Source organism: Sphingomonas sp. 8AM (assembly GCF_902506455.1).
Classification (GTDB): Bacteria; Pseudomonadota; Alphaproteobacteria; order Sphingomonadales; family Sphingomonadaceae; genus Sphingomonas.
This window is the reverse complement of record NZ_LR733844.1, coordinates 3527380-3553362: the sequence shown is the minus strand read 5'-3', so window position 1 is coordinate 3553362 and position 25983 is coordinate 3527380. Positions and strand designations below refer to the sequence as shown.

The following is a 25983-nucleotide window of genomic DNA, read 5'->3' as shown; positions in this document are numbered from 1 at the left end:
GGGACATGGTTTCGCCATCGTTGCGCATTGGCTCTTCTTCTCGGCGAATCGCTCGGCTAGACCGCGGGGCATGTGGCCGGACGTGGGGCGGCACCGCGTGCTGGGTCACGTCGTGTGCGGCGCGATGATTGTGACGGGACCGGCGCTCGCGCAGACCGCGCCCGCGCCGCCGCTGGTCGTGCCTCCGACGCCGATGAGCGATGTCGACCCCAACGACCAGCTCGCGCCCTTGCCCGACATCGGGGTCGACTGGCCCGATCTCGCCGCCGCTCCCGGTGAGCCGACGGCCGCGGCGAGCAACGTCGCCGCCAGCTTCCGCTATGGCTGGCGGATCGACGGCGTCGACGCGGTCGGTGGATCGTTGCTGCAACAGCGCTTCCGCGAATTGTCGGTGCTGGCGGGCGCGGAGGGCAAGGAGGCCAATGCCGCGCAGCTCGATCGCCGCGCGCGGCAGGACGCCGACCTGCTGGTCACGTTGCTCAAGGGCAGCGGCTATTATGACGCCACTGTCACGACGCGGGTCGAGCGCGCGAAGAATCGCCCAGTGGTGGTGATCGCCGCGACACCGGGGCCGCTTTATCGCTTCACCGGGGTGACGCTGGCCGGGGTCGACGCGGCGGGCGCGAAGGAGCCGGCACTGCGCGAGGCCTTCGGAGTGAAGGCCAATGATCCGGTCAACGCCGATGCGATCGCCGCCGCCGAGGCCAATCTGAAGACCCGCATCGGTGAGGAGGGCTTCCCGTTCGCGCAGGTCGGCGACCCGGAAGTGGTGGTCGACCGCGCGACGCAGACCGCGACGCTGGCGATGGAGGTCGCGCCCGGCACCGCGCGGCGCTTCGGCCGGATCACGGTCAACGCCGACAACAAGGTGTTCGACGCCGCGCACGTTCAGGATATCGCCCGCTTCAAGCCCGACGAGCCCTATGAAACGTCGCAGCTCGACGATTTGCGCCGCGCGCTCGTCCAGACCGGGCTGGTTTCGACTGCCGAGGTGCGCGCGGTGCCCGGTGCCGATCCCGGTATCGTCGATGTCGCGGTGCGGCTCGAACCCGCGCCGCCGCGCACCGTCGCGGTCGAACTGGGCTATGGCACGGGCGAGGGCGCGCGTTCGGAAGTCAGCTGGACGCACCGCAACCTGTTTCCGCCCGAAGGTGCGGTGACGCTGCGCGGCGTCGCGGGCACGCGCGAGCAGCTCGGGCAGATCACCTTCCGCCGCAACAACTTCCACGCCCGCGACCGCGTACTGACCGCGCAGCTCTCCGCCGCGCATCTGCGCCGCGACGCGTTCGACGCGCAGACGATCTCGCTGTCGGCGGCGCTGGAGCGGCAGACCAATATCTTCTTTCAGAAGACCTGGACGTGGTCGCTCGGAGCCGAGCTGGTCGCGACCGACGAGCGCGACGTGATCGCCTCGACCGGCGTCCCGCGTCGCCGCACCTTCCTCATCGGCGCGCTGCCGACCAGTCTCGGCTATGACGGGTCGGACGATCTGCTCAACCCGACGCGCGGCTTCCGCCTGTCGGGGCGGGTCAGCCCCGAAGTGTCGTTGCAGGACACAGTGTTCGGCTACACCCGCGTTCAGCTCGACGCGAGCAAGTATCAGCCGGTCACCGACGCGGTCGTGCTGGCCGGGCGGCTGCGCGTCGGGACGATCCTCGGCGCGCCGCGTGACCAGATCGCGCCGTCGCGACGCTTCTATGCCGGCGGCGGGGCATCGGTGCGCGGCTACAGCTTCCAGTCGATCGGCCCGCGCGACGTCAACAACGATCCGATCGGTGGGCGCAGTCTCGCCGAGTTCGCGATCGAGGCCCGCGTGAAGGCGTTCGGCAATTTCGGCGTCGTGCCGTTCCTCGACGGCGGCAACATCTACACCGGCGGGCTGCCCGATTTCAGCGGGCTGCGCTACGGCGCCGGGATCGGCGTGCGCTATTACAGCAACTTCGGCCCGATCCGCGTCGATGTCGGCACTCCGATCAACCCGCAGCGCGGCGATTCGCGGATCGCGGTCTATGTCTCGCTCGGGCAGGCGTTCTGATGCGCGCGTTGCGCATCCTCGGTTTCGTTGTTGCGGGCCTGCTCGCGCTGGTCGCGGTCGTCGCGGTGGTGATCGACACCGATATCGGCCACCGCATCGTCGCTGACCGCATCAACGCGCTCCAGCCCGACAATGGCCTGCGCTTCCGGCTCGGGCGGATCGAGGGCTCGCTCTACAGCGAGGCGGAGCTGGTCAACTTCCGGCTCTACGATCCCAGGGGGCTGGTGCTGTCGGTGCCGCGCGCGCGGCTCGACTGGTCGCCGTTCGCCTGGCTCCACAACCGGCTCGATATTACGGCGCTCGACATTCCCGTCGCGACGCTCGCCAGGCTGCCCGAGCCGCGCGACACCGGCCGCTCCGGTCCGTTGCTGCCGAAGTTCGACATCGCGATCGCTCGCCTGTCGGTGGCACGACTGATCGTCGCGCCTGCGGTGACCGGGCGGGTTCGCGACGGGCGGCTGCTCGCGCGCGCCGATATCCGTGACGGCCACGCCGTCGTCGTGCTCGATGCGCTGGTCGCGGGCAGCGACCGGGTGCGGTTGCGGCTCGACTCGCGCCCCGACGCGGGCAAGTTCGACATCGCCGCGCGCGCGCAGGGCGCCGCGACCGGCGTGCTCGCGCAACTGACCGGGCTGCGGCGGACGATCGCGCTCGACATCGACGGTGCGGGCGACTGGCGGCAATGGCGCGGGCAGGCGGTGGCGGTGGTGGGTGGCACGCGGCTCGTCGACCTCGCACTCGGCAACAATGCCGGGCGCTACACGCTGACCGGCACCGTCGCCCCCGCCAGCGTCACGCGCGGCAAGCTCCAGTCGCTCACCGCCCCGCGCGTGCTGGTCAACGGCGTGGGCACGTTCGCGAGCCGCCGCCTCGACGGCACGTTGTCGCTGCGCTCGCCATCGCTCGCCTTGCAGGCCGAGGGAATGGTCGACCTCGCCGACAGCGCCTTCCGCAACCTGCGCGTCACCGGCCGGCTGCTGCGCCCGCCGGCGCTGTTCCGCAACATGACCGCGCGCGAGCTGCGATTGCGTGCGATCCTCGACGGCAATTTCCGCACCTTTGCCTTCGATTACCGCCTGACCGCCGACCGTTTCGCGTTCGACAACACCGGGTTCGAGCAGGCGCGCGCCGCCGGACGCGGCCATTGGGGACCACGCCCGATCGCGCTGCCGGTCGCCTTTACCGCGGCGCGCGTCACCGGCGTCGGCGATGTCGCGGGCGGGATCCTGCGCAATCTGTCGGTGGCCGGCGTGCTGCGGGTCACTGCCGATACGGTGACCGGTGACGGGCTCAAGTTGCGCTCCGACAAACTTTCCGGCGACATCGGGCTGACGCTCGACCTGCACACCGGACGCTTCGACGTCGCGCTGTCGGGCGCGCTCGGGCGCTACCTGATCCCCGGCCTCGGCGTGGTCGATGTCCGCTCGCAGTTGCACGTCGTTCCCGGACCGGACGGGCACGGCACACGCGTGATCGGGCGTGGCAGCGCGCGGATGCTGCGGCTCGACAACGGCTTCTTCCGCAGTCTCGCGGGCGGGCTGCCGCAGGTCGAGACGCTGCTCGAGCGCACCCCCGATGGTGTGCTCCATTTCACGCGGCTCGTGCTCACCGCGCCGTCGCTACGGCTGTCCGGCAGCGGCTATCGTCGCCGCGACGGCACGTTCGTGTTCGAGGGATCGGGGACGCAGAGCAGCTACGGCCCGGTGCAGCTCAAGCTCGACGGCAGAATCGAAAAGCCGACGATCGACCTCGTCTTCGCGCGCCCCAACGCGGCGATGGGGCTCCGCAATGTCCGCGCGCATCTCGATCCGACGGCGCAGGGCTTCGCCTTCACCGCCGCGGGCGGATCGCGGCTCGGGCCGTTCGAGGGCGCGGGCGCGATCCTGCTGCCGCCGGGCGGGCAGGCGCAGATCGCGGTCGCGCGGCTCGACGTCAGCGGCACGCGCGCCATCGGCACGCTCGACATCGTCGACGGGGGCTTCCGCGGGCGGATGTCCGTCGCCGGGGGTGGCTTTACCGGCGCGCTCGACTTCGTGCCGGTTGGCGAGGTGCAGCGGATCAGCGGCCGGATCGACGCGCGCAACGCGCGACTGGCCGGCGCGGCGACTGTTCGGCAGGCCCGCGTCGATTTCAACGTGCTGCTCGAACCCGACGGCGCGCGCGTCAACGCCACCACCAGCGGCGCCGGGCTGCGGCGCGGCGCGCTATCGGTGTCGCGCTTCTCGGGGCAGGCGGCGCTGACCGGCGACACCGGCGAGGTGCGCGCATCGATCGCCGGGTCGCGTGGAGTCGGCTTTCGCGTCGACACGGTCACGCAGATCACCGCCGACGGCTATGCGGTCCGGGCCTCCGGGACGATCGGGTCGCAGCCGATCCGGCTTGAGACGCCTGCCGTTTTCCGCCGCGACGACGATCTCTGGACGCTGGTGCCGACCAAGCTGACCTTCGCAGGCGGGGCCGCCGAAGTGTCGGGCCGGATCGGCAATGGCGAAACCGCGGTGCGCGCGTCGCTCACCCGCTTGCCGCTCGGCGTGCTCGACATCGGCTATAGCGGGCTCGGGCTCGGCGGCACTGCGACCGGCACGCTCGAACTCAACGCGCGCGACGGCGCGGCGCCGACCGGACGCACCAACCTGACGATTCGCGGGCTCACCCGCTCGGGGCTGCTCAGCTCGTCCGCGCCGATCGACATCGGGGTCGCGGGGGTGCTGAGCCCCGACAGGCTTGGCGTGCGGATGGTGATGGCGTCGGGCGGGCGCACCGTGGGACGCGCGCAGGCGCTGCTCAAGCCGCTCGGCAGCGGCGATATCGTCGAGCGGCTGACCAAGGCCAACGTGTTCGCGCAGCTTCGCTACTCCGGTCCTGCCGACACGCTCTGGCGCCTGACGCGGATCGAGCTGTTCGACCTGTCCGGCCCGGTCGCCTTGTCGGCGGACGTGACCGGCACCGTCGCCAGCCCGCAGATCCGCGGGCTGGTGCGCGCCAGCAATGCGCGCATCCAGAGCGCTACCACCGGCACCGTCGTCACCAACATCCAGACTGCCGGGCGCTTCGACGGGTCGCGGCTGCGGATCGAGCGCTTCACCGGCGATGCCGGGCGTGGCGGGCACGTGACCGGCACCGGCAGTTTCGACTTCGCGGCCGCGAGTGGCGTCGCCTTTGACCTGCGCATCAACGCCGATCATGCGGTGCTGATCGACCGTGAGGATATCGGGGCCACCGCGACCGGGCCACTCGCCTTCACCTCGGACGGGGTCGGGGGCGTCATTTCGGGCGACGTGCGGCTCGACAGCAGCCGCTACCGTCTGGGGCAGGCGACCGTCGCCAGCGCGCTGCCGCAAATCAACGTTCGCGAGATCAACGTGCCCGGCGGCGATCAGGTCGACGACGATGCCACGGCGCCGTGGCGGCTCGAGGTTCACGCCCATGCGCGCAACGGCCTGATGGTCTCGGGGCTGGGGCTCTCGAGCGAATGGACCACCGATGTTCAGATCGCCGGCTCGCCCACCAATCCCGCGATCACCGGGCGCGCCGATCTCGTCCGCGGCGATTACGAGTTCGCGGGGCGCGAGTTCGAATTGTCGCGCGGGATCATCCGCTTTGCGGGTGAAGTGCCGGCGAACCCGGCGCTTGATATCGAGGCGGCTGCGAACACGACGGGGCTCAACGCCACGATCCGCGTCACCGGCGTGGCGCAGAAGCCGGAGATCAGTTTCGCGAGCACCCCCGCGTTGCCGCAGGACGAACTGCTCTCGCGGTTGCTGTTCGGGACCTCGATCACGAATCTGTCCGCGCCGGAGGCGCTTCAGCTCGCCGCCGCGGTGGCCGCGTTGCAGGATGGGGGCAACGGGCTCAATCCGATCAACGCGGTGCGCCGCGCGGCGGGGCTCGACCGGCTGCGCATCCTCCCCGCCGACCCGCAGACCGGGCAGGGCACCTCGATCGCGGCCGGGAAATATGTCACGCGACGGCTGTATGCGGAGATCATCACCGATGGTGCCGGCTATTCAGCGACGCGGGTCGAGTTTCAGGTGACGCGCTGGCTGTCGCTGCTCTCGTCGATCTCGACGCTGGGGCGGCAGAGTGGCAACGTTCGCATTTCGCGGGATTATTAAGGGGCACTCCCTCTTGAGCCGAACCGGGCAGCCGCCCGCCGCCCGTATCCTGATTCACCTTATCCTGCGGCAATCGACCGGAACTGCGCTGCCTCGGCCGCGGTTGAGCGAACGACGATGACCACGCCACAACTTCTCTCGATCGCGACCCTGATCGGGATGATGGCGCTCTTCATCTGGGGTCGCTTCCGCTACGACGTCGTCGCGATCATCGCGCTGCTCGTCAGCCTCGCGCTCGGCATCGTTGCGCCCGCCGATGCCTTCAAGGGCTTCTCGGACGATATCGTCATCATCGTCGCCTCGGCGCTGGTCCTCTCGGCGGCGGTGCAGCGCTCCGGGGTCATCGAGCGCGTGTTGCGGCAGGTCGCGCGCCGCGTCCGCCGCGTGCGCGGGCAGTTGCTGGTACTGACCGGCTCGGTTGGCGTTGCCAGCGCCTTGGTCAAGAACATCGGCGCGCTGGCGATGCTGATGCCCGCCGCGATCCAGATGGCGAAGAAGAACAACGCCTCGCCGTCGGTCTTCCTGATGCCGATGTCGTTCGCCTCGCTGCTCGGCGGGCTGATGACCCTGGTCGGCACGTCGCCGAACATCATCGTCAGCCGCTCGCGCGAACAGATGCTCGGCGAGCCATTCGGAATGTTCGACTACACCCCGGTCGGGCTCGGGCTGTTGATCGTCGGCCTGCTGTATCTCGGTATCGCCTACCGCCTGATCCCCGCCGACCGCCGCGCCGCACCGAGCATGGCCGAGGCGCTCGACATCTCCGGCTATATCACCGAGATCGTCATTCCAGAGGGTTCACCCGCGGTCGGCGAGACGGTTGCGGCGTTCCTCGACCGCCACGAACATGAGGTGACGATCACCCGCATGGTGCGCGCCGGGATGCGCAGCCATCCGCTCGCCGATACCGAGCTGCGTGCGGGCGACACGCTGATCCTCGGCGGCGACCCCGATGCGCTCGAACGCGCGATCGCGGGTGACCGGCTGACGCTCGAAAGCGAGGAGCGCGAGAAGCGCACCGATCGCGGCGAAAGCGAGATCGGCGTGATCGAGGCGGTCATCAACATCGGCTCACCGCTGGAGGGGCAGACTGCCGGGCGGCTCGACATGCAGGCGCGCTACGGCGTCAACCTGATCGCGATCTCGCGGCGCGACGTGCGGCTGTCGCGACGGCTCGGCAATATCGCGCTGCGCACCGGCGATGTGGTGGTGTTGCAGGGCACGCTCGACACGCTGCCCGAGAAGTTGCGCGAACTCGGTTGCCTGCCGCTCGCCGAGCGCGAGCTGCGGCTCGGCACCAGCCGGCGCGGGTGGCTGCCGGTCGCGGTGCTGGGTGCGGCGATGTTCGCGACCGCGATCGGCTGGGTGCCGGTCGGCGTCGCTTTCTTCGCGGCGGCGGCGGTGGTCGTGGTGACCGGGCTGCTGCCGGTGCGCGAGGCGTACAACCATATCGAGTGGCCCATCCTTGTGATGCTCGGCGCGCTGATCCCGGTCTCGGACTCGCTGCGTACCACCGGCGCGTCCGATGTGATCGCGACGTGGCTGGCGCAGACCGCCACGGTGCTGCCGGCGTGGGGCGCGGTGGCGCTGATCCTCGCGGCGGCGATGGCGGTGACGCCGTTCCTCAACAATGCCGCGACGGTGCTCGTGATGGCGCCGATCGCCGCGCAGTTCGCCGGCGACCTCGGCTACCGCCCCGAGGCGTTCCTGATGGCAACCGCGGTGGGCGCGGGCAGCGATTTCCTCACCCCGATCGGGCATCAGTGCAACACCTTGGTGCTGGGGCCGGGGGGGTATCGTTTCGGCGATTATGCGCGACTCGGCGCGCCGCTGTCGGCGCTGGTGCTGTTGGTCGGCACGCCGCTGATCCTGTACTTCTGGCCGCTGCATTGATCGGTATCACATAGAAATATCGGCTCATTTCCGGGGCGCTGCCGGGTGGTCGGACGTTTGCAGCGTCACGTGTCACCCGTCCGAGGGAGAGAGAGAATGAAGCGTGTTCTGCCGATTGTCGCGTTCGCGACGCTGCTTGCCGCGCCTGCCGTCGCGCAGCAGACGAGCCCCGCTGGCTACGTTGCCGCTGCGGGCGCCAGCGATCTGTACGAGAAGACGTCGAGCCAGCTGGTCCTGCAATCAACCAAGGATCCGAAGGTCCGCTCGTTCGCGCAAGGCATGATTCGTGATCACAACAAAAGCACCGCAATGGTCAAAACCGCTGCCGCCAAGGCGGGCGTGAAGCCGAAGCCGCCGATGCTGACGCCGGAACAGAAGGACATGGTCGCACAGCTCCGTACCGCGACCGGCACCGCGCGGGATCAGGCGTATCTGGCCCAACAGAAGACCGCGCACCAGCAGGCGTTGGCGCTGCACCAGGGCTATGCAAACGACGGCTCCGCTGCACCGCTGAAGACCACCGCAGCACAGATCGCGCCGGTCGTGCAGCACCACATCGACATGCTGAGCGGGATGTAGGTATTGCCGTCGCCCCGGACTTGATCAGGGGCGACGCCTTTTCTTCCTGACGGTCGATTGAAAAACAAGCGGCGCTTCGAATCGACTCCGGAACGACGAGACAAGTGAGTTTCTGATACGTCCGCGATTTCGCGCGACTGCCCTTACTTCGGGCAGCTGTCCCCCCCGCCGGCATCCAGATCAAGGCACCGCCCGTCGAGCCCCGCCACCGGCAGCCCGATCGTCGCCGCCAGCGTCGGCGCGATGTCGACCGTCTCGACCGACAGCGGCTGCTCGAATGCGACCATCCCCTTCCGCCAGAACAGGATCGGCACCCGCCGGTCGTAATCCCACGGGCTGCCGTGAGTCTCGACGTAGAAGGGCGCGGGCTTGACGATCGTCGTCACCCGCGGCTTGAGCATGACCATCAGGTCGCCGGACCGCTCCGCATCGTACGACGCGCGTGCGCGCTCCAGCAGCGTCCACGTCTCCGGCGGCGTCTTCGCGAACGGCGTCGCCGCGATCTCGTCGCGGGTGAACGCCGCGGCGACCTGCGGCATTGCGAGATAGCGGCGCTTCGCCTCCGCCAGCACCTGCGCGCGGCGCGCCTTGGGCACGTTGTCGGCGATATAGACGTCGCTCTCCGGCCCGATCAGCACCGGCCCGGCGATGCCGAGATCACGCCCGATCGCCGCGCCGACCAGCTTGGCGGCGTTGCTGGCGTCGGCATGTTGCTCCATCGGCATCGCGCGCTGCTGTTGACGCTCGGTCATGTCGTGCGCGCCGTGGTCGGCGGTCAGCATCACCTCGTAATCCAGCCCCCATTCGTCGAGCTGCGCGAGGAACGCGCCGATCGTCTGGTCGAGCTGCGCCATCTGGATGCACATTTCCGATCCCTGCGTGCCCAGCGCATGGCCGACATAATCGGTCGCCGATGCACCGACCGCGATCAGGTCGGTGCCCGCGCCCTGACCGAGCTTCATGTCCTGGATCAGCCCGGCCGCCAGCGCGAACACCGCGCCGTCAAGCGCGGGCGAGGCGCGAAACGACTTGGCGTCGCCGCCCGCCCGCTGGAATTGCCCGGTCCCGATCGTCTGCCCGCCGACCGCGATCGGCTGCGCCAGTCCCTTGCAATAGCCCGGCAGCGGCAACGGCGCCTGCGCACCCGCCAGCAGCTTGCCGACCGCATCATTGGCGCGCGTAACCACTGCGGGCACCGGCGCGGTGCTGCGCGAGGGCAAGGTGATGAAATGATCGGTCGCCCAGAACCACATCTGGTCAGTGTTGTGCCCGCCCATCATGATCGCCGCGCGGTCCTTGCCCGCGACCGCGACCACGCGCGTGCGCGGATCGGCGCGCTTCATCATGTCGCCCAGAGTATCGACGCGCAGGTGCAGGTCGGACGGCTGATATTTGTCGTGATCCGATCCCGGCGCGCGCTCGTCCTCCGCGCAATAAACGGCCTTGTCCGGCCGACCCGCGCGCTGGTCGATCCACGTATTGGCGATGATCCCGGTATGCGCGGGGCGCATTCCCGTCAGGATCGTCGAGTGGCCAGGGCAGGTCTCGGTCGCGGCATGGCTTTGATAGCCCGAGGGGAAGACCACCCCCTGCTGCAAGCGCGCGAGGCCGTCGGTATAGCGGTTGCGATATTGCGCGAACAGGTCAGCGGAGAATTGATCGACCGAGATCGCGACGATCAGCTTGGGCTTGCCCTGCGGCGTCGCGGCGGGCGCGGCCGCCGGTGCCTGGGCGACGGCGGGAAGCACCAGCGCGGCGGTGGTCAGCAAAGCGGCGGCAAACAACGATTTCATCGGGCAACCTTGATGCAACGGGGGGGCGAAGCGGCTATGATCCCGCTCCGATGATCAGGCAAGCAATGCGCGCGGCGCTTTTCACTCTGATGACAGCCGTTTCGCTGCTGTTGCCCACCGTGGCGGGCGCGCAGGCGCGGCATGTCACGATGACGCTGCTCGCCGAGAGCGACCACCCCGCCCCGGGCAGCACCGTCGCGCTCGCGATTCATGCCGTCCCCGATGCGGGCTGGCACGGCTATTGGCTCAATCCGGGCGACGCGGGGGTAGCAACGCGCGCGACCTGGACGTTGCCGGCAGGCGCGACGGCGGGAGCGCTCGCCTATCCGCCACCCGGACGGCTGGTGATCGCCGGGCTGATGAACCACGTCTACGAACGCCCGTGGACGATGCTGACGACCCTGACGGTGCCCCAAGGGCTGGTGTCCGGAAAATCGCTGCCGGTGCGCGTGAAGCTCGATTATCTTGTCTGTACCGAGACGATCTGTGTCCCCGAAACGCAGGAACTCGGCACGCACTTGACGGTCGGGGACGGCGCGGTGACGCCCGCGCGTCGTGCGCAATTCGACCAATGGCGCCGCGCGCTCACGCGCCCGCTCGGCAGCACCGCGACGTGGCAGATCGACGCCGGGCGCTTCCGGCTGTCGATACCTTACCCCGCGGACGCGCCGCTGCGGAAAGCGTGGTTCTACCCCGCGCGCGGCGGCGCCACCGACTATCCGGCCCAGCAGACCGTCACGCGCGATGGCGAGCGGCTGGTGATCGAGACCAAGGCCGCCGCCACCCCGGAGCGTGGCGCGCTGGACGGCGTGCTGACCCTCGGGGATGGCACAGCGCTTGCGCTGTCGGCCCAGCCCGGCACCGTCGCGCCGGCAAATGCATCGGCGGCGCTCGACTGGGGCGTCGCGCTGGCGGCGTTCGGGGGCGCGTTGCTCGGCGGTTTGCTGCTCAACATCATGCCGTGCGTCTTCCCGATCCTCAGCCTCAAGGCGCTGGGGCTCGCGCGCTCGGGCGAGAGCGAGCGCCATGCACGAATCGAGGCGCTCGCCTATACCGCGGGCGTCGTGCTGGTGTGCCTCGCGCTCGGTGCGACCTTGCTGGTGCTGCGTGCGGGCGGGGCGAGTGCGGGCTGGGCGTTCCAGTTGCAGGACCCGCGCGTCGTCGGCGTGCTGCTGCTGCTGGTCGTCGCGATCGCGCTCAACCTCGCCGGCCTCTTCGAGCTGCCGACCCCGCAATTCGCCGGACGGGGCGGCGCAAGCGGCGCGTTCATGACCGGTGCGCTTGCCGCCTTTGTCGCGACCCCGTGCACCGGGCCGTTCATGGGCGCGGCGCTCGGCGCGGCGCTGGTGCTGCCGCCGGTCGCGGCGCTGCTGGTGTTCGCGGGGCTGGGGCTCGGCATCGCGCTGCCGTTCCTGCTGATCGGCTTCGTCCCCGCGCTGCGGCGACGGCTGCCGAAGCCGGGGATGTGGATGGTGCGGCTCCGCCACATCCTGTCGGTGCCGATGTTCGCGACCGCGTTGGCGCTCGCGTGGGTGCTCGGGCGACAGGCGGGGGTCGACGGGATGACGATCGCGCTCGCCGCCGCTTTGCTCGCCGGGCTCGGATTGTGGTGGAGCGGACGGCGGCAGGTGCAGGGCAGCCGACTGGTCTGGGCACCCGCGCTGGTCGCGCTGCTGCTAGCGGGCGGTGCGGTCGTGACGGTTCGCGCGCAGCCCGCCGGCGTGGCGGCTGCCACCGTTGCTGGCGCCGAGCCGTTCACCGAGACGCGCCTCGCCGCCTTGCGCGCGGAGGGGCGCCCGGTGTTCGCGTATTTCACCGCCGACTGGTGCCTGACGTGCAAGGTCAACGAAAAGGCCGCGATCGAGACGCAGAGCGTGGCGGCCGCCTTCAAGGGCAACAAGGTCGCGGTGCTGGTCGGCGACTGGACCGATGGCGATCCGGTGCTCGGCCGCTTCATCGCGCAGCACAACCGCGCCGGGGTGCCGCTCTACCTCTTCTATCCACCGAAGGCCGTCGAACCGCGCGTGTTGCCGCAGGTGCTGACGCCTGCGATGCTCACATCGCTGCGGTGACGGACTGCTGCACTGCAATGAGATGTTGCGCACGCCGTTGATCTCGCTCAGCATGCGTCGAATCCGATCGTCAGGCGTTGCAGGGGACAAATGGGGACAGCAGCGTTCGACGAGATCATGGGGGCCAGCAGCGTCGACGGCGCGCGCCCCGAGTTGCGGGAATTGTGTCGCTGGCTGGCCGACACGCCGGATGGCGAGCTGCGTCGCCGCCAGCAATCGGCGGAGGCGACCTTCCGTCAGCTCGGCATTACCTTTGCCGTCTACGGCGAGAGCGAGGCGGGCGAGCGGATCATTCCGTTCGACATCGTACCGCGGGTCTTTCTCGCCGATGAGTGGGCGCGGCTATCCGAAGGGCTGGTCCAGCGCGTGGAGGCGATCAACGCCTTCCTTGTCGACATTTATGGCGACCAGAAAATCCTGCGCGATGGCGTGCTGCCCGCCGACCTGATCCTCGGCAATGCGCAATTCCGCCCGGAGATTGCCGGCATCCGACCGCCGCACGACGTCTGGGCGCATATCTGCGGGATCGACCTCGTCCGCACCGGCCCCGACGATTTCTTCGTGCTGGAGGACAATGCCCGCACGCCCTCCGGCGTCAGCTACATGCTGGAGAACCGCGAGGCGATGGTGCGGCTCTGCCCGGAGCTGTTCGCGAAGTTCCGCGTCGCCGCGGTTGACAGCTACCCCGACCGACTGCTGGAGACGATGCGCTCGGTCGCACCGCGCGGGTGCGGCGGCCCGCGCCCGACCTGCGTGGTGCTGACCCCCGGCCATTACAATTCGGCCTATTACGAGCACAGCTTCCTCGCCGACTCGATGGGGGTCGAGCTGGTCGAGGCCGCCGACCTCGTCGTCGATGACGACGTGGTCTACATGCGCACCATCGAGGGGCGCGTCCGCGTCGACGTCATCTACCGCCGCGTCGACGACGATTATCTTGACCCGCTCGTCTTCCGACCCGATTCGATGCTCGGCGTGCCGGGGCTGATCGCGGCCTATGCGGCGGGCAACGTCGCGATCATCAACGCGCCGGGCAACGGCATCGCCGACGACAAGGCGATCTACAGCTACATGCCGGAGATCGTGAAATATTACTCGGGGGGTGACGCGCGCTTGCCGAACGTCGAGACCTATCGCTGCCGCGAGCCGCAGGCGTTGAAATACGTGCTCGACCATCTCGATGAGCTGGTCGTCAAACTGGTCGACGGCTCGGGCGGTTACGGGATGCTGGTCGGCCCGACCGCCTCGTCGGCCGAGATCGAACGTTTCCGGGCGGCGCTGGTCGCGGAGCCCGAACGCTATATCGCGCAGCCGACGCTGGCGCTGTCGACCGTGCCGACATTGGTCGAACAGGGTGTCGCACCGCGCCACGTCGACTTCCGCCCGTTCGTGCTGACCGGCGCGAAGGGCGTGCAGGTCGTCCCCGGCGGGTTGACCCGCGTCGCGCTGCGCGAGGGGTCGCTGGTCGTCAACTCGTCGCAGGGCGGCGGGACCAAGGACAGTTTCGTACTGATGGACGAGCCGCGCGGAATGACCCAGACGATGGGCAATATGACGCAGACGCTCGGGCAGGGGCCGCGCTGATGCTCAGCCGTACCGCCGCTTCGCTCTACTGGCTCGGCCGCTATGTCGAGCGCGCCGATTTCATCGCCCGGCTGATCGAGGCGACGCTGCGTCTCGACGTCCTCTCCCCGCGCTCGGCGGGCGAGGATGCGTGGCGCACCGCGCTCGCGGTCAGCGAAACAGCCGACGCCTTCGCAGCCGGCAGTCACGCGCTCAGCCGCGAGGAGGTCGCGCATTTCCTGCTGGACAGCAGCACGCACCGCGGATCGATCCTGCGCTGTCTCGCGATGGCGCGCGACAATGCGCGCGCGGTGCGCACGGCGCTCAGCCGCGAGGCGTGGCAGGCGATCAACGGCGCGTGGCTGATCTTCGACGAGCGGATCGGGCGGCTCGATCCGACCGCGACGCTCGGCGTGGTCGATGCGGTCAAGGCCGAGACGCGCGGCTTCGAGGGGGCGGTGCACCGGATGCTCCGCAACCAGACGACCTCGTTCATCCGGCTCGGGCAGGCGGTCGAGCGCACCGACAACACCGCGCGCCTGCTCGACGTCAAATATCACATCCTGCTGCCGGAGGGTGAGCGCGTCGGCGGGACGGTCGATCGCGATCAATGGACGACGATCCTCCAGACCGTGTCGGCGGTCACCGCCTTCCGCTGGCTCTACAATGACGGGCTCAACCCGACCAACGTCATCGACCTGCTGCTCAGCCGTGCGGAATTGCCGCGCAGCCTTGCCGCCTCGATCGAGGAAACGGTCGCGGCGCTGACCGCACTGGCCCGCGCCAGCGGCACGCAGGGTGAGGCGGACCGGATGGCGCGCACCCGGCAGGCCCGCGCGGCCCGCACCCGGACGGGCGACGTGATCGCCGCGGGGCTCCACCAGCATCTTCAGGCCCTGATCGTCGAAAACGCGCAATTGCACGACGCGATCGGCCGGCAGTTCAAGTTTCATTAGGGCGTTCGACATCAATCGCTCCCGCGCCTTGTTCCGTCATCCCGGACTTGATCATAAATCCCGCTTCTTCCCTGCGAGCGAGATTGAAGCGTCGCTTCGGATCAAATCCGGTGCGACGAACAAGCGGATCGATCGCCCGAGAAACGACTGCATCGTGCTCGCGGTAACGGCCGCCGGTTCCCGCCGAACAGAGTGACCCCGCCATGCGCCTGACCATCGACCATCGCACCACCTACCGCTTCACCGCGCCGCAGGGCCGGGTGGTGCAACTGCTGCGCATGACCCCCCGCAACACGCACGACCAGACGGTTGCGGCATGGGACATCAACATCGACTGCGACGCGCGGCTGCGTCAACATCGCGACGGCTTCGGCAACATCACGACGATGCTCTACGCCGAGGGACCGCTGTCGGGGATCGAGATCAGCGTCTCGGGCGAGGTGGTGACCAGTTCGTCGAGCGGCGTGCTCCACGGCACGTTCGAGCCGTTGCCCGCCGCGCTGTATTTGCGCAGCACCCCCGCGACGCACGCCGAGGCCGCGCTCGCCGCCTTTGCGCAGGCGACCACCGAAGGGCGCGCGCCGGTCGCCGCGCTCCATGCGCTCAACGCCGCGGTGCATGAGCGTTTCACGCTGGTCGACGGACGTCCCGAAGCCGGGCTGACCGTCACCGCCGCCTTTGCCCGCGAGACCGCCACCGCGCGTGATCTGGCGCAGGTCTTCGTCGCCGCCGCGCGCGCCGCCGGCTTCCCGGCCCGCTATGTCACCGGCTATTGCGACATGCTGCCCAACGGCCGACCGACCCCGCACGGCTGGGCCGACGCGTGGGTCGAGGGGCTCGGATGGATCGGCTTCGACCCGACGCTCGGCCGCTCGCCGGAGGCGCACCACGTCCGCGTGGCGGTGGCGCTCGACGCGGCGGGTTGCTCGCCGGTCGCGGGCTCGCGGCTGGGCGAAGGACGCGAATGGCTCGACGTCGAGGTGCAGGTCAGCGGGCAGGATTGACCGCAGCCACCGGATCGTATACCGATCGCGCCAACATCAAGAGTCGACGTAGTTCGACGCCAACCTGCTCCCGAGCAAGGTGGCGCCTCCGGCAACGGGGGGATGTGGCCGGACCGGCAACCAACGGGACCCCTCGCCACATGTCGTTTCGACTCCTGATGCCCGAACCGAGCAACAGGATCAGCGACCGTGACGACCCAGCCCCAGCAATTCGCCAGCGACAATTATGCCGGAGCCTGCCCGGAAGCGCTGGAGGCGATGCTTGCCGCCAATGCCGGCTCGGCAGTCGCCTATGGCGATGATGGCTGGACGCAGCGCGCGTCGGACAGTTTCCGCACGTTGTTCGAGACCGATGCAGAGGTCTTCTTCGTCTTCAACGGCACGGCGGCCAATTCGCTTGCGCTCGCGTCGTTGTGCCAGAGCTATCACAGCGTCATCTGCTCGTCGGCGGCGCATGTCGAAACCGACGAATGCGGCGCGCCCGAATTCTTCTCGAACGGTTCCAAGCTGCTGCTGGCCCCGTCAGCCGACGGCAAGCTGACCCCCGACGCGATCCGCACGCTCGCCAACAGCCGCTCCGACATCCACTTCCCCAAGCCGCGCGTCGTCACGATCACCCAGCCGACCGAGACCGGGCAGGTCTATTCGGTCGCCGAGGTGCGGGCGATCTCGGCCGTCTGCCGCGAGCTGGGGCTGAAGCTGCACATGGACGGCGCGCGCTTCGCCCATGCCTGCGCCGCGCTCGGCTGCACGCCGGCGGCGATCACCTGGGAGGCGGGGGTCGACGTTCTGTGCTTCGGCGGCACCAAGAACGGGCTGATGGTCGGCGAGGCGGTGATCTTCTTCGACCGCGCGCTTGCCGAGGATTTCGATTATCGCTGCAAGCAGGCGGGGCAGCTCGCGTCGAAGATGCGGTTCCTTTCGGCACCCTGGATCGGGCTGATCGAAAGCGGCGCATGGCTGCGCAATGCCGAACATGGCAATGCCTGCGCCGAGCGGCTGGCGGCGCGGGTCGCCGATCTCCCCGCTGTGCAACTGCTGTTTCCGGTGCAGGCCAATGCGGTGTTCCTCGTCGCGCCTGACGCGGTGCTCGACGACCTGCGCGCGCGTGGCTGGCGGTTTTATACCTTCATCGGCGGCGGCGCGCGCTTCATGTTCGCGTGGGACGCCAATCCGGCGCGCGTCGATGAACTCGCGGCCGACATCCATGCGGCGTGTGAAGTGCGCGCGCTGGCGTAAGTCGTCATTGCGAGCGTAGCGAAGCAACCCAGGGCGTCCTGGTCCGACAATGGATTGCTTCGCTACGCTCGCAATGACGGCAGGATAAGGTCCGGCCGTCTATTCATAAGCGCGCCGCGTTCTGCCCCTCTTCCGTCACCCCGGACTTGATCCGGGGTCCCGCTTCCTTCGCGCTGGTCAAGAAGAAGCGGGGTCCCGGATCAAGTCCGGGACGACGATCATCAAACGGATACCGGCGCCGCCGCATCCTCCGGCATCAGCACCCAGCCATGCGTGCCGAGCATCTCGATCGGGCGATAGCGCGTCTTGTACGTCATCCGCTGTGACCCCTTCACCCAGTAACCGAGGTACACATAGGGCAGCCCTGCCTCGCGGGCGCGCGCGATATGGTCGAGGATGATGTAATTGCCGAGCGCGGGCCGCGCGTCCTGATCGGTGTCGAAAAAGCTGTAGACCATCGACAGCCCGTCCGCCTGCCGGTCGGTCAGGCAGCAGCCGACCAGCTTTCCCGGCCGCGTTCCGTTAGATGGCTCGCGATACTCGACCACCACCGAATTGACCGGCGAATGCTCGATCATGTCGGCGAAGTCGCTTTCGTCCATCGCCGCCATCCCGCCGCCGGGATGCCGCGCCGACAGATAGCGGCGCATCAGCGTATATTGCTCGTCGGTCGCCCACGGCCGGCACGCGGAAACGTCGAGGTCGGCGTGGCGGCGCACCAGCTTGCGCTGCGTCGCATTGGGCTCGAACTCATGCGTCCGCACCCGCACCGAGACGCACGCCGCACAGCCCGCGCAGCTCGGGCGATAGGCGACCGACTGGCTGCGGCGGAAGCCGATCCGGCCGAGCGCGTCGTTCAGCTCGCCGGCCTCCGGGCCCGATAATTCGGTGAACACCTTCCGCTCCTGCCGGCCGGGCAGATACGGGCACGGCTGCGGGCTGGTGACGAAGAAACGCGGGAAGCGGAACGGTGCCGTCATGTGTGCCGACCCTTTCCTGCGCTGCCCATCTGACCACCCATCTTCGCCGCGAAGCGCCTGTGCTGCAATGTCTTCATATGCGACGGCACCCGTCCGGTGACCAGCCGCTTTACCATGAAGGCGGCGCCCCGTTTCAGGCCAGCTCGACGGTGCTCACCTCGAACCCCGCCTCGCGCAGCGCGATCATCAGCCCGTCGAGGTGCGCGCGGTCGCGCGCCTCGCATTCGATGTCGGTGATCAGGCCCTTGGCCGGCAAGGTGGTGAACACGCGCTGGTGGTAGATTTCGATGATGTTGACGCGCTCCCGATCGAACACCCGCATCACATTATAGAGCGCGCCCGGCTGATCCTGCAGCCGCAGCCGCAAACGCGCCAGCCGTCCGGATCGCGCCAGATCGCGCAGCAGCACGTTGGCGAGCAGCCGCGTGTCGATATTGCCGCCGCACAGCACCACGCCGATCGTCCGCCCGCGGAACCGCTCGGGATGCGCCAGCAGCGCGGCGAGTCCCGCCGCCCCGGCCCCCTCGACCACGGTCTTCTCGATCTGGAGCAACAGGCTCAGCGCCTCCTCCAGATAGCGTTCGGAGACGAGTACGATATCGTCGACGAGCTGCGCGACCATCTGCGAGGTGATCCCGCCCGGCTCCTTGACGGCGATCCCCTCCGCCAGCGTGTCGCCCGCGCACGGCATGTCGGTGCCGTTGATGCGATTGTACATCGACGGATACAGCTCGGCCTCGACGCCGACCACCTCGATCCGACGATCTGCGGCGCGCGCCACGGTCGCCATGCCCGAGATCAGCCCGCCACCACCGATCGGCACCACCAGCAGGTCGATTTCGGGATGCTCCTCCAGCATCTCCAGCGCGACGGTGCCCTGACCCGCGATGATCCGCGGATCGTCGAAGGGGTGGACGAACGTGAAGCCGCGCTCCGCCTCCAGCACCCGCGCATGGGCATAGGCGGAGTCGAAATTCTCGCCCTCCAGGATTACGGTCGCGCCGTGGCCCTGCGTCTGCACCACCTTCACCACCGGCGTGTTGCGCGGCATCACGATCGTCACCGGCACGCCCAGCCGGTTGCCGTGATAGGCGAGCCCCTGCGCATGATTGCCCGCCGACGCGGCGATCACGCCCTTGGCGCGCGCCTCGTCGGACAGTTGCAGCAAGGTATTGAGCGCGCCGCGCTCCTTGTAGGCGGCGGTGAATTGCAGGTTCTCGAACTTCAGATACACGGTCGCGCCGGTCAGCTTGGACAGCGTCTGGCTGATCAGCGTCGGCGTCCGCACGATCGCGTCACCGATGCGGATCTGCGCGGCGCGCACGTCCTCGATCGAGACGGGAAGGGCCGGGGCGGACGCGAGCTGGGTTGCCATGGCGGGGGCGTAGCGGAACACCGTTGCGAAAGGAACACCCTCGCCCGACCGACACGCCTCCACCCGCCGTCGCCCCTGCGCAGGCAGGGGCCCGTGTCTGTCGGGTTAAAGAACAAGGCTGACACACCATCCGCCTGCATCGTGTCAGATGCCCGGACGCACGAAGCAGCCATAGGCCCCTGCCTCCGCAGGGGCGACGTCACTCCGCCGCGAACACCCCGCGCCACTCGGGCCGCACGATCGCCAGCACGGCCGGGGTCACCGGCACCGTCATCTCGTACATCCCCTCGGCATAGGAGCCCGCGACATATTGCCCGGCGACCAGCCCGATGCGGTCGATCGCGCGGCGGTGGGTCGAACCCGGCAGCACCGTCAGGTCCGATACCGGCGGGCACGGGAAGATGTCGTCCGCACCCGGATCATTCCCCAGTCGCCGCCGCCGCTCACCCTTCAGCCACGCGCACCAGCCCGCGCCGAGCACGCGCTGCATCGCCGCCGGTGACTCGAACATCGCGCGCGGGTCGACCCGCCGCGCCGTGGCCTTGTCCCACACCAGCGGTTCCAGCACGGTATTGCCATGCGCGCCGCCGGTGAAGCTGTAGCTTTCGCCCGACAGGCTCAGCAGGCGCGGCGTCTCGGTCACCACCTTCCATTCGCGCGTGGCGTCATGCCGGTGGAAGGGAAACTTGCTTTTCGCCGTGTCGCGGCGGTCCTCGGCCGCCAGCCCGGCGGCGCGGGTCCGCAGCCGCGCGCGATCCGCCTCCAGCCAGCGGCGCAGCGGCGCGATCCGCGCGGCGGCGGCGGGATAGGCGTAGGAGAAATCGAGCGCGGCAGTCTTCTCCGCCACCTTCGTCTGCGCCGCCGCCGGCACCGCCAATGCCAGCAAGATCAACCCCATTACCCGCCGCATGACATCCCTCGCCAAAGCCATGCCGGTTCCATATGGCAGCGGACATGAACCGACGCCATCTCACCGCCGCGCTGGCGGCGCTCGCCGGCCTTGCGACGACGCTGCCCGCAGGTGCCGACGCGCTGATCGACAACGTCAACGGCCTGACGCTCAACCGCGACCGACAGGTGGTGCGCTTCAAGGCGATGGTGATCGACGCGCAGGGCAAGGTCGTCCGCCTGATCGCCCCCGACGAGCAGCCGCCCAAGCCGACCAAGAAGAACCCGGGGCCCCGCTACGACTGGCGCGCCGACATGAAGGGGCGCGTGCTGGTGCCCGGCATGATCGACGCGCACGGCCATGTCATCGAGCTGGGGCTGGCGGCGCTGACGCTAGATCTGTCCGATACGCGCTCGCTCGACGAAGCAAAGGCGAAGATCGCGGAATACGCGCGCGCCAACCCGGACCGGCAATGGATCATCGGGCGTGGCTGGAACCAGGAAGTGTGGCAACTCGGGCGCTTTCCGACCGCCGCCGATCTCGACACGGTGGTCGGTGACCGCCCGGTGTGGCTGGCGCGCGCCGACGGCCATGCCGGCTGGGCGAACAGCGCCGCGCTCAAGCTGGCGGGCGTCACCGCCGCCACTGCTGCGCCGGCGGGCGGGCGCGTCGAAAAGCCGCTCGGCGTGCTGGTCGACCGCGCCAAGGAGCTGGTCGGGCGCGTCGTCCCCAAGGTCAGCCCCAAGGACCGCACCGCCGCTTTCCTCAAGGCGCAGCAGATCCTGCTCGGCTATGGCGTCACCGCGATCGCCGACATGGGGACCAGCGTCGACGACTGGATGACCTATCGCCGGATGGGGGACATCAACGCCTTGCGCGTCCGCATCATGTCCTATGGCCTCGGCATCGACAATGCGGTGACGATCGGCGGCACCGGCCCGACGCCGTGGCTGTACGACGACCGCTTGCGGCTGGAGGGGGTCAAGCTCTATGCCGATGGCGCGCTGGGGTCGCGCGGTGCGTGGCTGAAGGCCGATTACGCCGATGCGCCGGGGCAGCGCGGGCTCGGCTTCCTCGCCGACGACCAGTTGCAGAACATCATGAGCCGCGCCGCGATGGACGGCTATCAGGTCGCGGTCCATGCGATCGGCGACCGCGCCGACAAGCAGGTCCTCGATGCGATTGCCGAACTGTCCGAGACGTACAAGGGCGACCGGCGCTGGCGGATCGAACATGCGCAGATCGTCGATCCGGTCGATATGGCGGCGTTCGGCAAATACCACATCGTCGCCTCGATGCAGCCGACCCACCAGACCAGCGACCGCGTGATGGCGGAGGCACGGCTCGGGCAAGCGCGGCTGACGGGCGCCTATGCGTGGAAGACGCTGCTCGACGACGGCGCGACGCTCGCATTCGGCTCCGACGCACCGGTCGAGAAGCCCGATCCGTGGGCGGGCTGGGCGGCGGCGTTCACGCGCACCGATGCCGAGGGTCAGCCGGTCGGCGGCTGGCATCCCGAACAGGCGGTGTCACGCGAACAGGCGTGGTGGGCGTACACGGGCGGTGCGAGCTACGCCGGGTTCGCCGAGCAGAAGTTCGGGACGCTCGCACCGGGGCAGCGCGCCGACTTCCTGCTGCTCGACCGCGATCCGATGACCGCGACGCCGGCGGACCTGCGCCGGACCAAGGTGCTGGAAACGTGGATCGGCGGCACACGGGCGTGGGAGCGGAAGTAGGCTATCGTCGCAGCCCGACCGTAGCCGTCGCCCCGGACTTGATCCGGGGTCCCGGTTCTTCTCCGCGGCTCGAAGGTGCGTGATGGCGGAAAATTGATCCGTCATTGCGAGCGTAGCAAAGCAACCCAGAGCCGGATCAGGATGCCCTGGCTTGCTTCGCTACGCTCGCAACGACGATCGTTGGCGTTCTTCACCTGAGCCGCCAGCCAGAAGAACTGGGGCGCCGGCTCCGCTTCGGTAGGCCGAAGGTAAGCCGGGGGTCAGGCGACGTCGGTTCAGAACTCCGACCAGTCGCCCTGTACCGCCACCGCCGCCGCGCCGCGGCTCCGCGCGCTGGCGGCGATCCGGGCGCCGGCCTGCGCCGCGCGCGCCTGCAACTGGTGGACCGGCGAGGCAGGGGGCGTGATGTGGCCCGTTGCTCCCGTCGCCCCTGCCGCCAGGCGGAACCGCCCGACCTCACGCGCCATCACGTCGGTTTCGTCGACCAGGCTGCGCGCCGCCGCGGTCGCTTCCTCGACCATCGCGGCGTTCTGCTGCGTCACCCCGTCCATCTCGGAGACAGCGGTGTTGACCTGTTGCAGGCCCGTCGCCTGTTGCTCGGCAGCCGAAGCGATGGTGCCGACGAGCGTGCTGATCTCGCCGATCCGCGACGTGATCCGCTGCAACGCCGCGCCCGCTTCGGCCACCAGCTCCACGCCGAGATCGACCTGCTCAGACGAGGCGTTGATCTTGGTCTTGACGTCCTTGGCGGCGTCGGCCGAGCGCTGCGCCAGCGCGCGCACCTCGCTGGCGACCACGGCGAAGCCCTTGCCCGCATCGCCGGCGCGCGCCGCCTCGACACCCGCGTTGAGCGCCAGCAGGTTGGTCTGGAACGCGATGCCGTCGATCACCGCGATGATCTCGCTGATCTCGCTCGACGAGCGCTCGATGCCGTTCATCGCCTCGACCGCGCGGCGCACCACGTCGCCCGACGCCTCGGCATCGCGGCGCGTCTCGACCACCACGGCATCGGCGCGCGACGCGGTTTCGGCGGTTTCCTTCACCGTCGTCGTGATCTCGTGCATTGCCGCGGCGGTTTCCTCCAGCGAGGCGGCCTGCTGCTCGGTGCGCTGCGACAGGTCGTCGGACGCTTGCCGGATGTCGTTGGCGCCATTGGTGATCCCGGTCGCGCTGGTCGATACTGCCGCCATGGCTGCCGACACCGCGGTCATCGCGCCGTTAAAGTCGCTCTTCAGCTTGGCGAACGGCCCGGTCAGCTCGGCATCGATCCGCGCGGTCAGGTCGCCCTGCGCCAGCGCGCTCAGCCCGCGGCCGATATTGTCGACGATCAGCGCGGTCTGCTCTTCCTTGGCGCGCTCGGCGGCGGCGAGCTGGTTGCGGAACTGCACCATCACCTTGGCCAGCTGCCCGACCTCGTCGGCGCGCTCGTCGACCGCGACCTGGGCGTTCAGGTCGCCTGCCGCCAGCTTGCCCAGCGCCTCCGTCATCGCCTTGATCGGGGTGGCGATGCCCCGGATCAACGCGGTGAGCAGCACCCCGGCGAGCGCCAGCGCCGCGAGCACCAGCCCCACCGCCGTCGCGCGCGAGAAGGCGTAGAGCGTTCGCGCCTTTTCCATCTCCTTGTCCATCAGGCTGACCTGAATGTCCTGCGATGTCGCGGCCTCGGCATTGGCGCGATCGAACAACGACTGGCTGGCCCGGAAGGTTTGCATCGCCTCTTCGTTGCGATTGGCCTCGCCCAGCCGGCGCGTGACGTCGGAGCGCTGGATGAACGCGGTCCACAGGGTCCGAAAGCGCGTTACCGACGCGCGCGCCTTCGGATTGGTCAGCGCCTTGTCAAGGAACACGAGGTTCTTGTCGATCAGGGCGATCTGCGCGTCGGCGGTGCGGCCGGCCTGGCTGATCTTGTCGGGCTCGACCGACAGGATCACGGTCGCCTCGGCGATGCGATAATCCGAGGTGGCGGTGTTGATCGTGGCGATCGCGACCAGCTTGTCGCGACGCTCCTTGCCCAGCACCTCGGTCGCGTGGTTCAGCTTGCCCTGCGTCCACAGCGACATGCCGGCCATTGCCACCAGCGCGAGCGCAAGGATGCCGAAAGCGAGCAATAGTTTGCGGCCGATCGCCAGATTTTTCATTTCCACCGCCTTCACGGACTCGTCTTGAGTCGTGGCACGATTAACGACGACAGCTTTAGGTCGCGTTAAGTGCGTAACCCGCTCTAGATGACCCGATAGGGAACGACCCCGCGAACGTCGGCCTCAACCGCGATCGCGCGGTCGGTGGGCGGAAAGGCGCGCTGGTCACAATCCGATCGCGGACAAAGCCGGCAACTGATCCCGATCGGGGTAGCCGCGCGCAGGTCGACCGCATCGGCATAGACGAAGTCGGCAGCATGCGCCGCCTCGCACCCCAGCGCGACGGCATAGCGGCGTGGCGCGCGCGCGTAGCGGCCCGACGGCTTGACCAGCCCCTTGGCCATCGAGACGTAGCGCACGCCGTCCGGCGTCTCGGCATGTTGCACGAGGATGCGGTCGGGGATCGCGACCGCTTCATGGACGTGCCACAGCGGGCAGGCACCGCCGAAGCGGGCGAATTGCAGCCGCGTGGCGGAATGGCGCTTGGTGATGTTGCCCGCCATGTCGACCCGACAGAAATAGAAGGGGATGCCCGCTGCGCCGGGGCGTTGCAGCGTCGAAAGCCGGTGGCACGCCTGTTCGAAGCTGGTGCCGAACCGCCGCGACAGCCGGTCGATGTCGTGGCGCAGCGCGCGCGCCGCCTCGCGGAACGCGTGATAGGGCATCAGCATTGCCCCCGCCGCGTAATTGGCGAGCCCGATCGCAAGCAGCCGCCGTGCCTCGGGCTGCGCCAGCCCGGAGCCGGCGACGATCGCCGCGATCGGCGTGGCGAAGGCGAGTGCGGCAACGCGGTGCGCGATCAGGAAGCGGCGGCTTTCCGGCGGCAGCGCGGCGTTGAGCCGCAGCACCCCGCCGTCGAAGCGCGCGAGCGGGGCATCCTCCTGCGCCTCGGCGGCCAGCGTCACGCCGTGTGCGGCCAGCGCGTCCTCGATCGCCGCCGCGCCATACGCCTGCGCCCACCCCTCGGCGGCGCGGTCGAGCGGATCGATGTAATTGCCCGATTCGTGAAACCAGTCGCGCACCGCCTCCCACGGCAAGCGCGCGCCGACCCCGGCGGTCAGCGCCTCCTCGGCAAGCGCGACGCGTTCCTCGGCGGCGCGCTTGGCGGCGTGGAGCGCGATCAGCCGGTCGGCGAGCGCCGGGCGCTCCTCCGCCAGCTGCGCGATCTCTTCGGGCGGCAGCGGCGCCACCACCGGGTCGGCGAGCGCCTCCCGCAACGCCACCAGCCGCCGCGCCGGTACCGCGCCCTCGATGTCGGCGAGCGCGGCGGGGAAATGCTGCGCCAGTGCCGCGCTCACCGCCGCGGTCAGCGGGCGCTCGTCGCTTTCGAGCTGCGAAAGGTAGCTGACCGACAGTCCCAGCCGCGCCGCCATCGCACGCTGGTTGAGCTGCGCCGCCGCCCGCAACGCCCGCAACTGTGCCCCGGCGTAGAGACGCGCCTTCACTTCCCGTCGCTCCTGCGCACGCCACCGTCGCGAAGGCCACCGTCGCCCCTGCGAAGGCAGGGGCCCATGTCTGTATCGTGCCGCGCCCGCTCGGACACACTCGGCGCGGCGAATGTGTCGATAATCCACGAGCAATCGACAGCCATAGGCTCCTGCCTACGCAGGAGCGAC

At 69.2% G+C, this 25983-nt stretch carries 17 protein-coding genes and 1 riboswitch; of the genes, 10 read left to right on the top strand and 7 right to left on the bottom strand.

The features are described from left to right. Positions 1–70 precede the first annotated feature (70 nt). The 4 genes from BACI71_RS16640 (at position 71) to BACI71_RS16625 (ending at position 8622) form a co-directional block, all read left to right on the top strand. Positions 71–2035: an autotransporter assembly complex protein TamA gene (locus tag BACI71_RS16640; RefSeq protein ID WP_159760495.1), complete on the top strand. Its 1965-nt coding sequence runs from the start codon at positions 71–73 to the stop codon at positions 2033–2035. Continuing rightward, complete coding sequence (locus tag BACI71_RS16635; RefSeq protein WP_201297401.1) at positions 2035–6150, top strand: translocation/assembly module TamB domain-containing protein; 4116 nt, start codon at positions 2035–2037, stop codon at positions 6148–6150. The genes BACI71_RS16640 and BACI71_RS16635 overlap by 1 nt, the downstream gene beginning before the upstream one ends. A 117-nt stretch (positions 6151–6267) precedes the next feature. After that, the gene (locus BACI71_RS16630; protein ID WP_159760494.1) at positions 6268–8043 is read left to right on the top strand and encodes an SLC13 family permease; all 1776 of its coding nucleotides are present in this window, start codon (positions 6268–6270) and stop codon (positions 8041–8043) included. A 96-nt stretch (positions 8044–8139) separates the two neighbouring features. After that, complete coding sequence (locus BACI71_RS16625; RefSeq protein WP_159760493.1) at positions 8140–8622, top strand: DUF4142 domain-containing protein; 483 nt, start codon at positions 8140–8142, stop codon at positions 8620–8622. A 143-nt stretch (positions 8623–8765) separates the two neighbouring features. Here BACI71_RS16625 and BACI71_RS16620 read toward each other — a convergent pair whose 3' ends face one another. Then, positions 8766–10415, bottom strand: coding sequence for an alkaline phosphatase family protein (locus BACI71_RS16620; protein ID WP_159760492.1), 1650 nt, complete (start codon positions 10413–10415; stop codon positions 8766–8768). A gap of 65 nt (positions 10416–10480) precedes the next feature. Here BACI71_RS16620 and BACI71_RS16615 point away from each other — a divergent pair, with 65 nt between their 5' ends. From BACI71_RS16615 to BACI71_RS16605, 3 genes are all read left to right on the top strand, one after another. Next, positions 10481–12487, top strand: a complete 2007-nt coding sequence (locus BACI71_RS16615) for a protein-disulfide reductase DsbD family protein (protein WP_159760491.1) — start codon at positions 10481–10483, stop codon at positions 12485–12487. 90 nt (positions 12488–12577) lie between these two features. After that, the gene (locus BACI71_RS16610) at positions 12578–14071 is read left to right on the top strand and encodes a circularly permuted type 2 ATP-grasp protein (protein ID WP_159760490.1); all 1494 of its coding nucleotides are present in this window, start codon (positions 12578–12580) and stop codon (positions 14069–14071) included. Beyond that, the gene (locus tag BACI71_RS16605; RefSeq protein ID WP_159760489.1) at positions 14071–15006 is read left to right on the top strand and encodes an alpha-E domain-containing protein; all 936 of its coding nucleotides are present in this window, start codon (positions 14071–14073) and stop codon (positions 15004–15006) included. The genes BACI71_RS16610 and BACI71_RS16605 overlap by 1 nt, the downstream gene beginning before the upstream one ends. On the opposite strand, the gene BACI71_RS16600 is transcribed toward BACI71_RS16605, so the two are convergent. Further along, positions 14993–15211: a hypothetical protein gene (locus BACI71_RS16600; RefSeq protein WP_159760488.1), complete on the bottom strand. Its 219-nt coding sequence runs from the start codon at positions 15209–15211 to the stop codon at positions 14993–14995. The two genes, BACI71_RS16605 and BACI71_RS16600, sit on opposite strands and share 14 nt — an antisense overlap. Here BACI71_RS16600 and BACI71_RS16595 point away from each other — a divergent pair. Together BACI71_RS16595 and BACI71_RS16590 are read left to right on the top strand one after the other, a co-directional pair. After that, positions 15210–16010, top strand: coding sequence for a transglutaminase family protein (locus BACI71_RS16595; protein ID WP_159760487.1), 801 nt, complete (start codon positions 15210–15212; stop codon positions 16008–16010). The genes BACI71_RS16600 and BACI71_RS16595 overlap by 2 nt on opposite strands. Before the next feature lie 28 nt (positions 16011–16038). Continuing rightward, positions 16039–16144: riboswitch (SAM-I-IV-variant riboswitch) on the top strand. 55 nt (positions 16145–16199) lie between these two features. After that, on the top strand, positions 16200–17249 hold the full coding sequence (locus BACI71_RS16590) for a threonine aldolase family protein (protein WP_159760486.1): 1050 nt from the start codon (positions 16200–16202) through the stop codon (positions 17247–17249). A 221-nt stretch (positions 17250–17470) separates the two neighbouring features. On the opposite strand, the gene BACI71_RS16585 is transcribed toward BACI71_RS16590, so the two are convergent. The 3 genes from BACI71_RS16585 to BACI71_RS16575 form a co-directional block, all read right to left on the bottom strand. Further along, positions 17471–18229, bottom strand: a complete 759-nt coding sequence (locus BACI71_RS16585; RefSeq protein ID WP_159760485.1) for an arginyltransferase — start codon at positions 18227–18229, stop codon at positions 17471–17473. A 133-nt stretch (positions 18230–18362) separates the two neighbouring features. Next, complete coding sequence (locus BACI71_RS16580) at positions 18363–19604, bottom strand: threonine ammonia-lyase (RefSeq protein WP_159760484.1); 1242 nt, start codon at positions 19602–19604, stop codon at positions 18363–18365. Positions 19605–19803: 199 nt separating this feature from the next. Then, a complete protein-coding gene (locus BACI71_RS16575) occupies positions 19804–20535 on the bottom strand; it encodes a DUF4163 domain-containing protein (RefSeq protein ID WP_236553029.1) in 732 nt (243 codons plus the stop codon). Positions 20536–20558: 23 nt separating this feature from the next. Here BACI71_RS16575 and BACI71_RS16570 point away from each other — a divergent pair, with 23 nt between their 5' ends. Continuing rightward, positions 20559–22229, top strand: a complete 1671-nt coding sequence (locus BACI71_RS16570; RefSeq protein WP_159760483.1) for an amidohydrolase — start codon at positions 20559–20561, stop codon at positions 22227–22229. A 275-nt stretch (positions 22230–22504) separates the two neighbouring features. Here BACI71_RS16570 and BACI71_RS16565 read toward each other — a convergent pair whose 3' ends face one another. Beyond that, a complete protein-coding gene (locus BACI71_RS16565; protein ID WP_159760482.1) occupies positions 22505–24367 on the bottom strand; it encodes a methyl-accepting chemotaxis protein in 1863 nt (620 codons plus the stop codon). Between the two features lie 83 nt (positions 24368–24450). After that, on the bottom strand, positions 24451–25812 hold the full coding sequence (locus BACI71_RS16560; protein ID WP_236553028.1) for a helix-turn-helix domain-containing protein: 1362 nt from the start codon (positions 25810–25812) through the stop codon (positions 24451–24453). Positions 25813–25983: the final 171 nt, after the last annotated feature.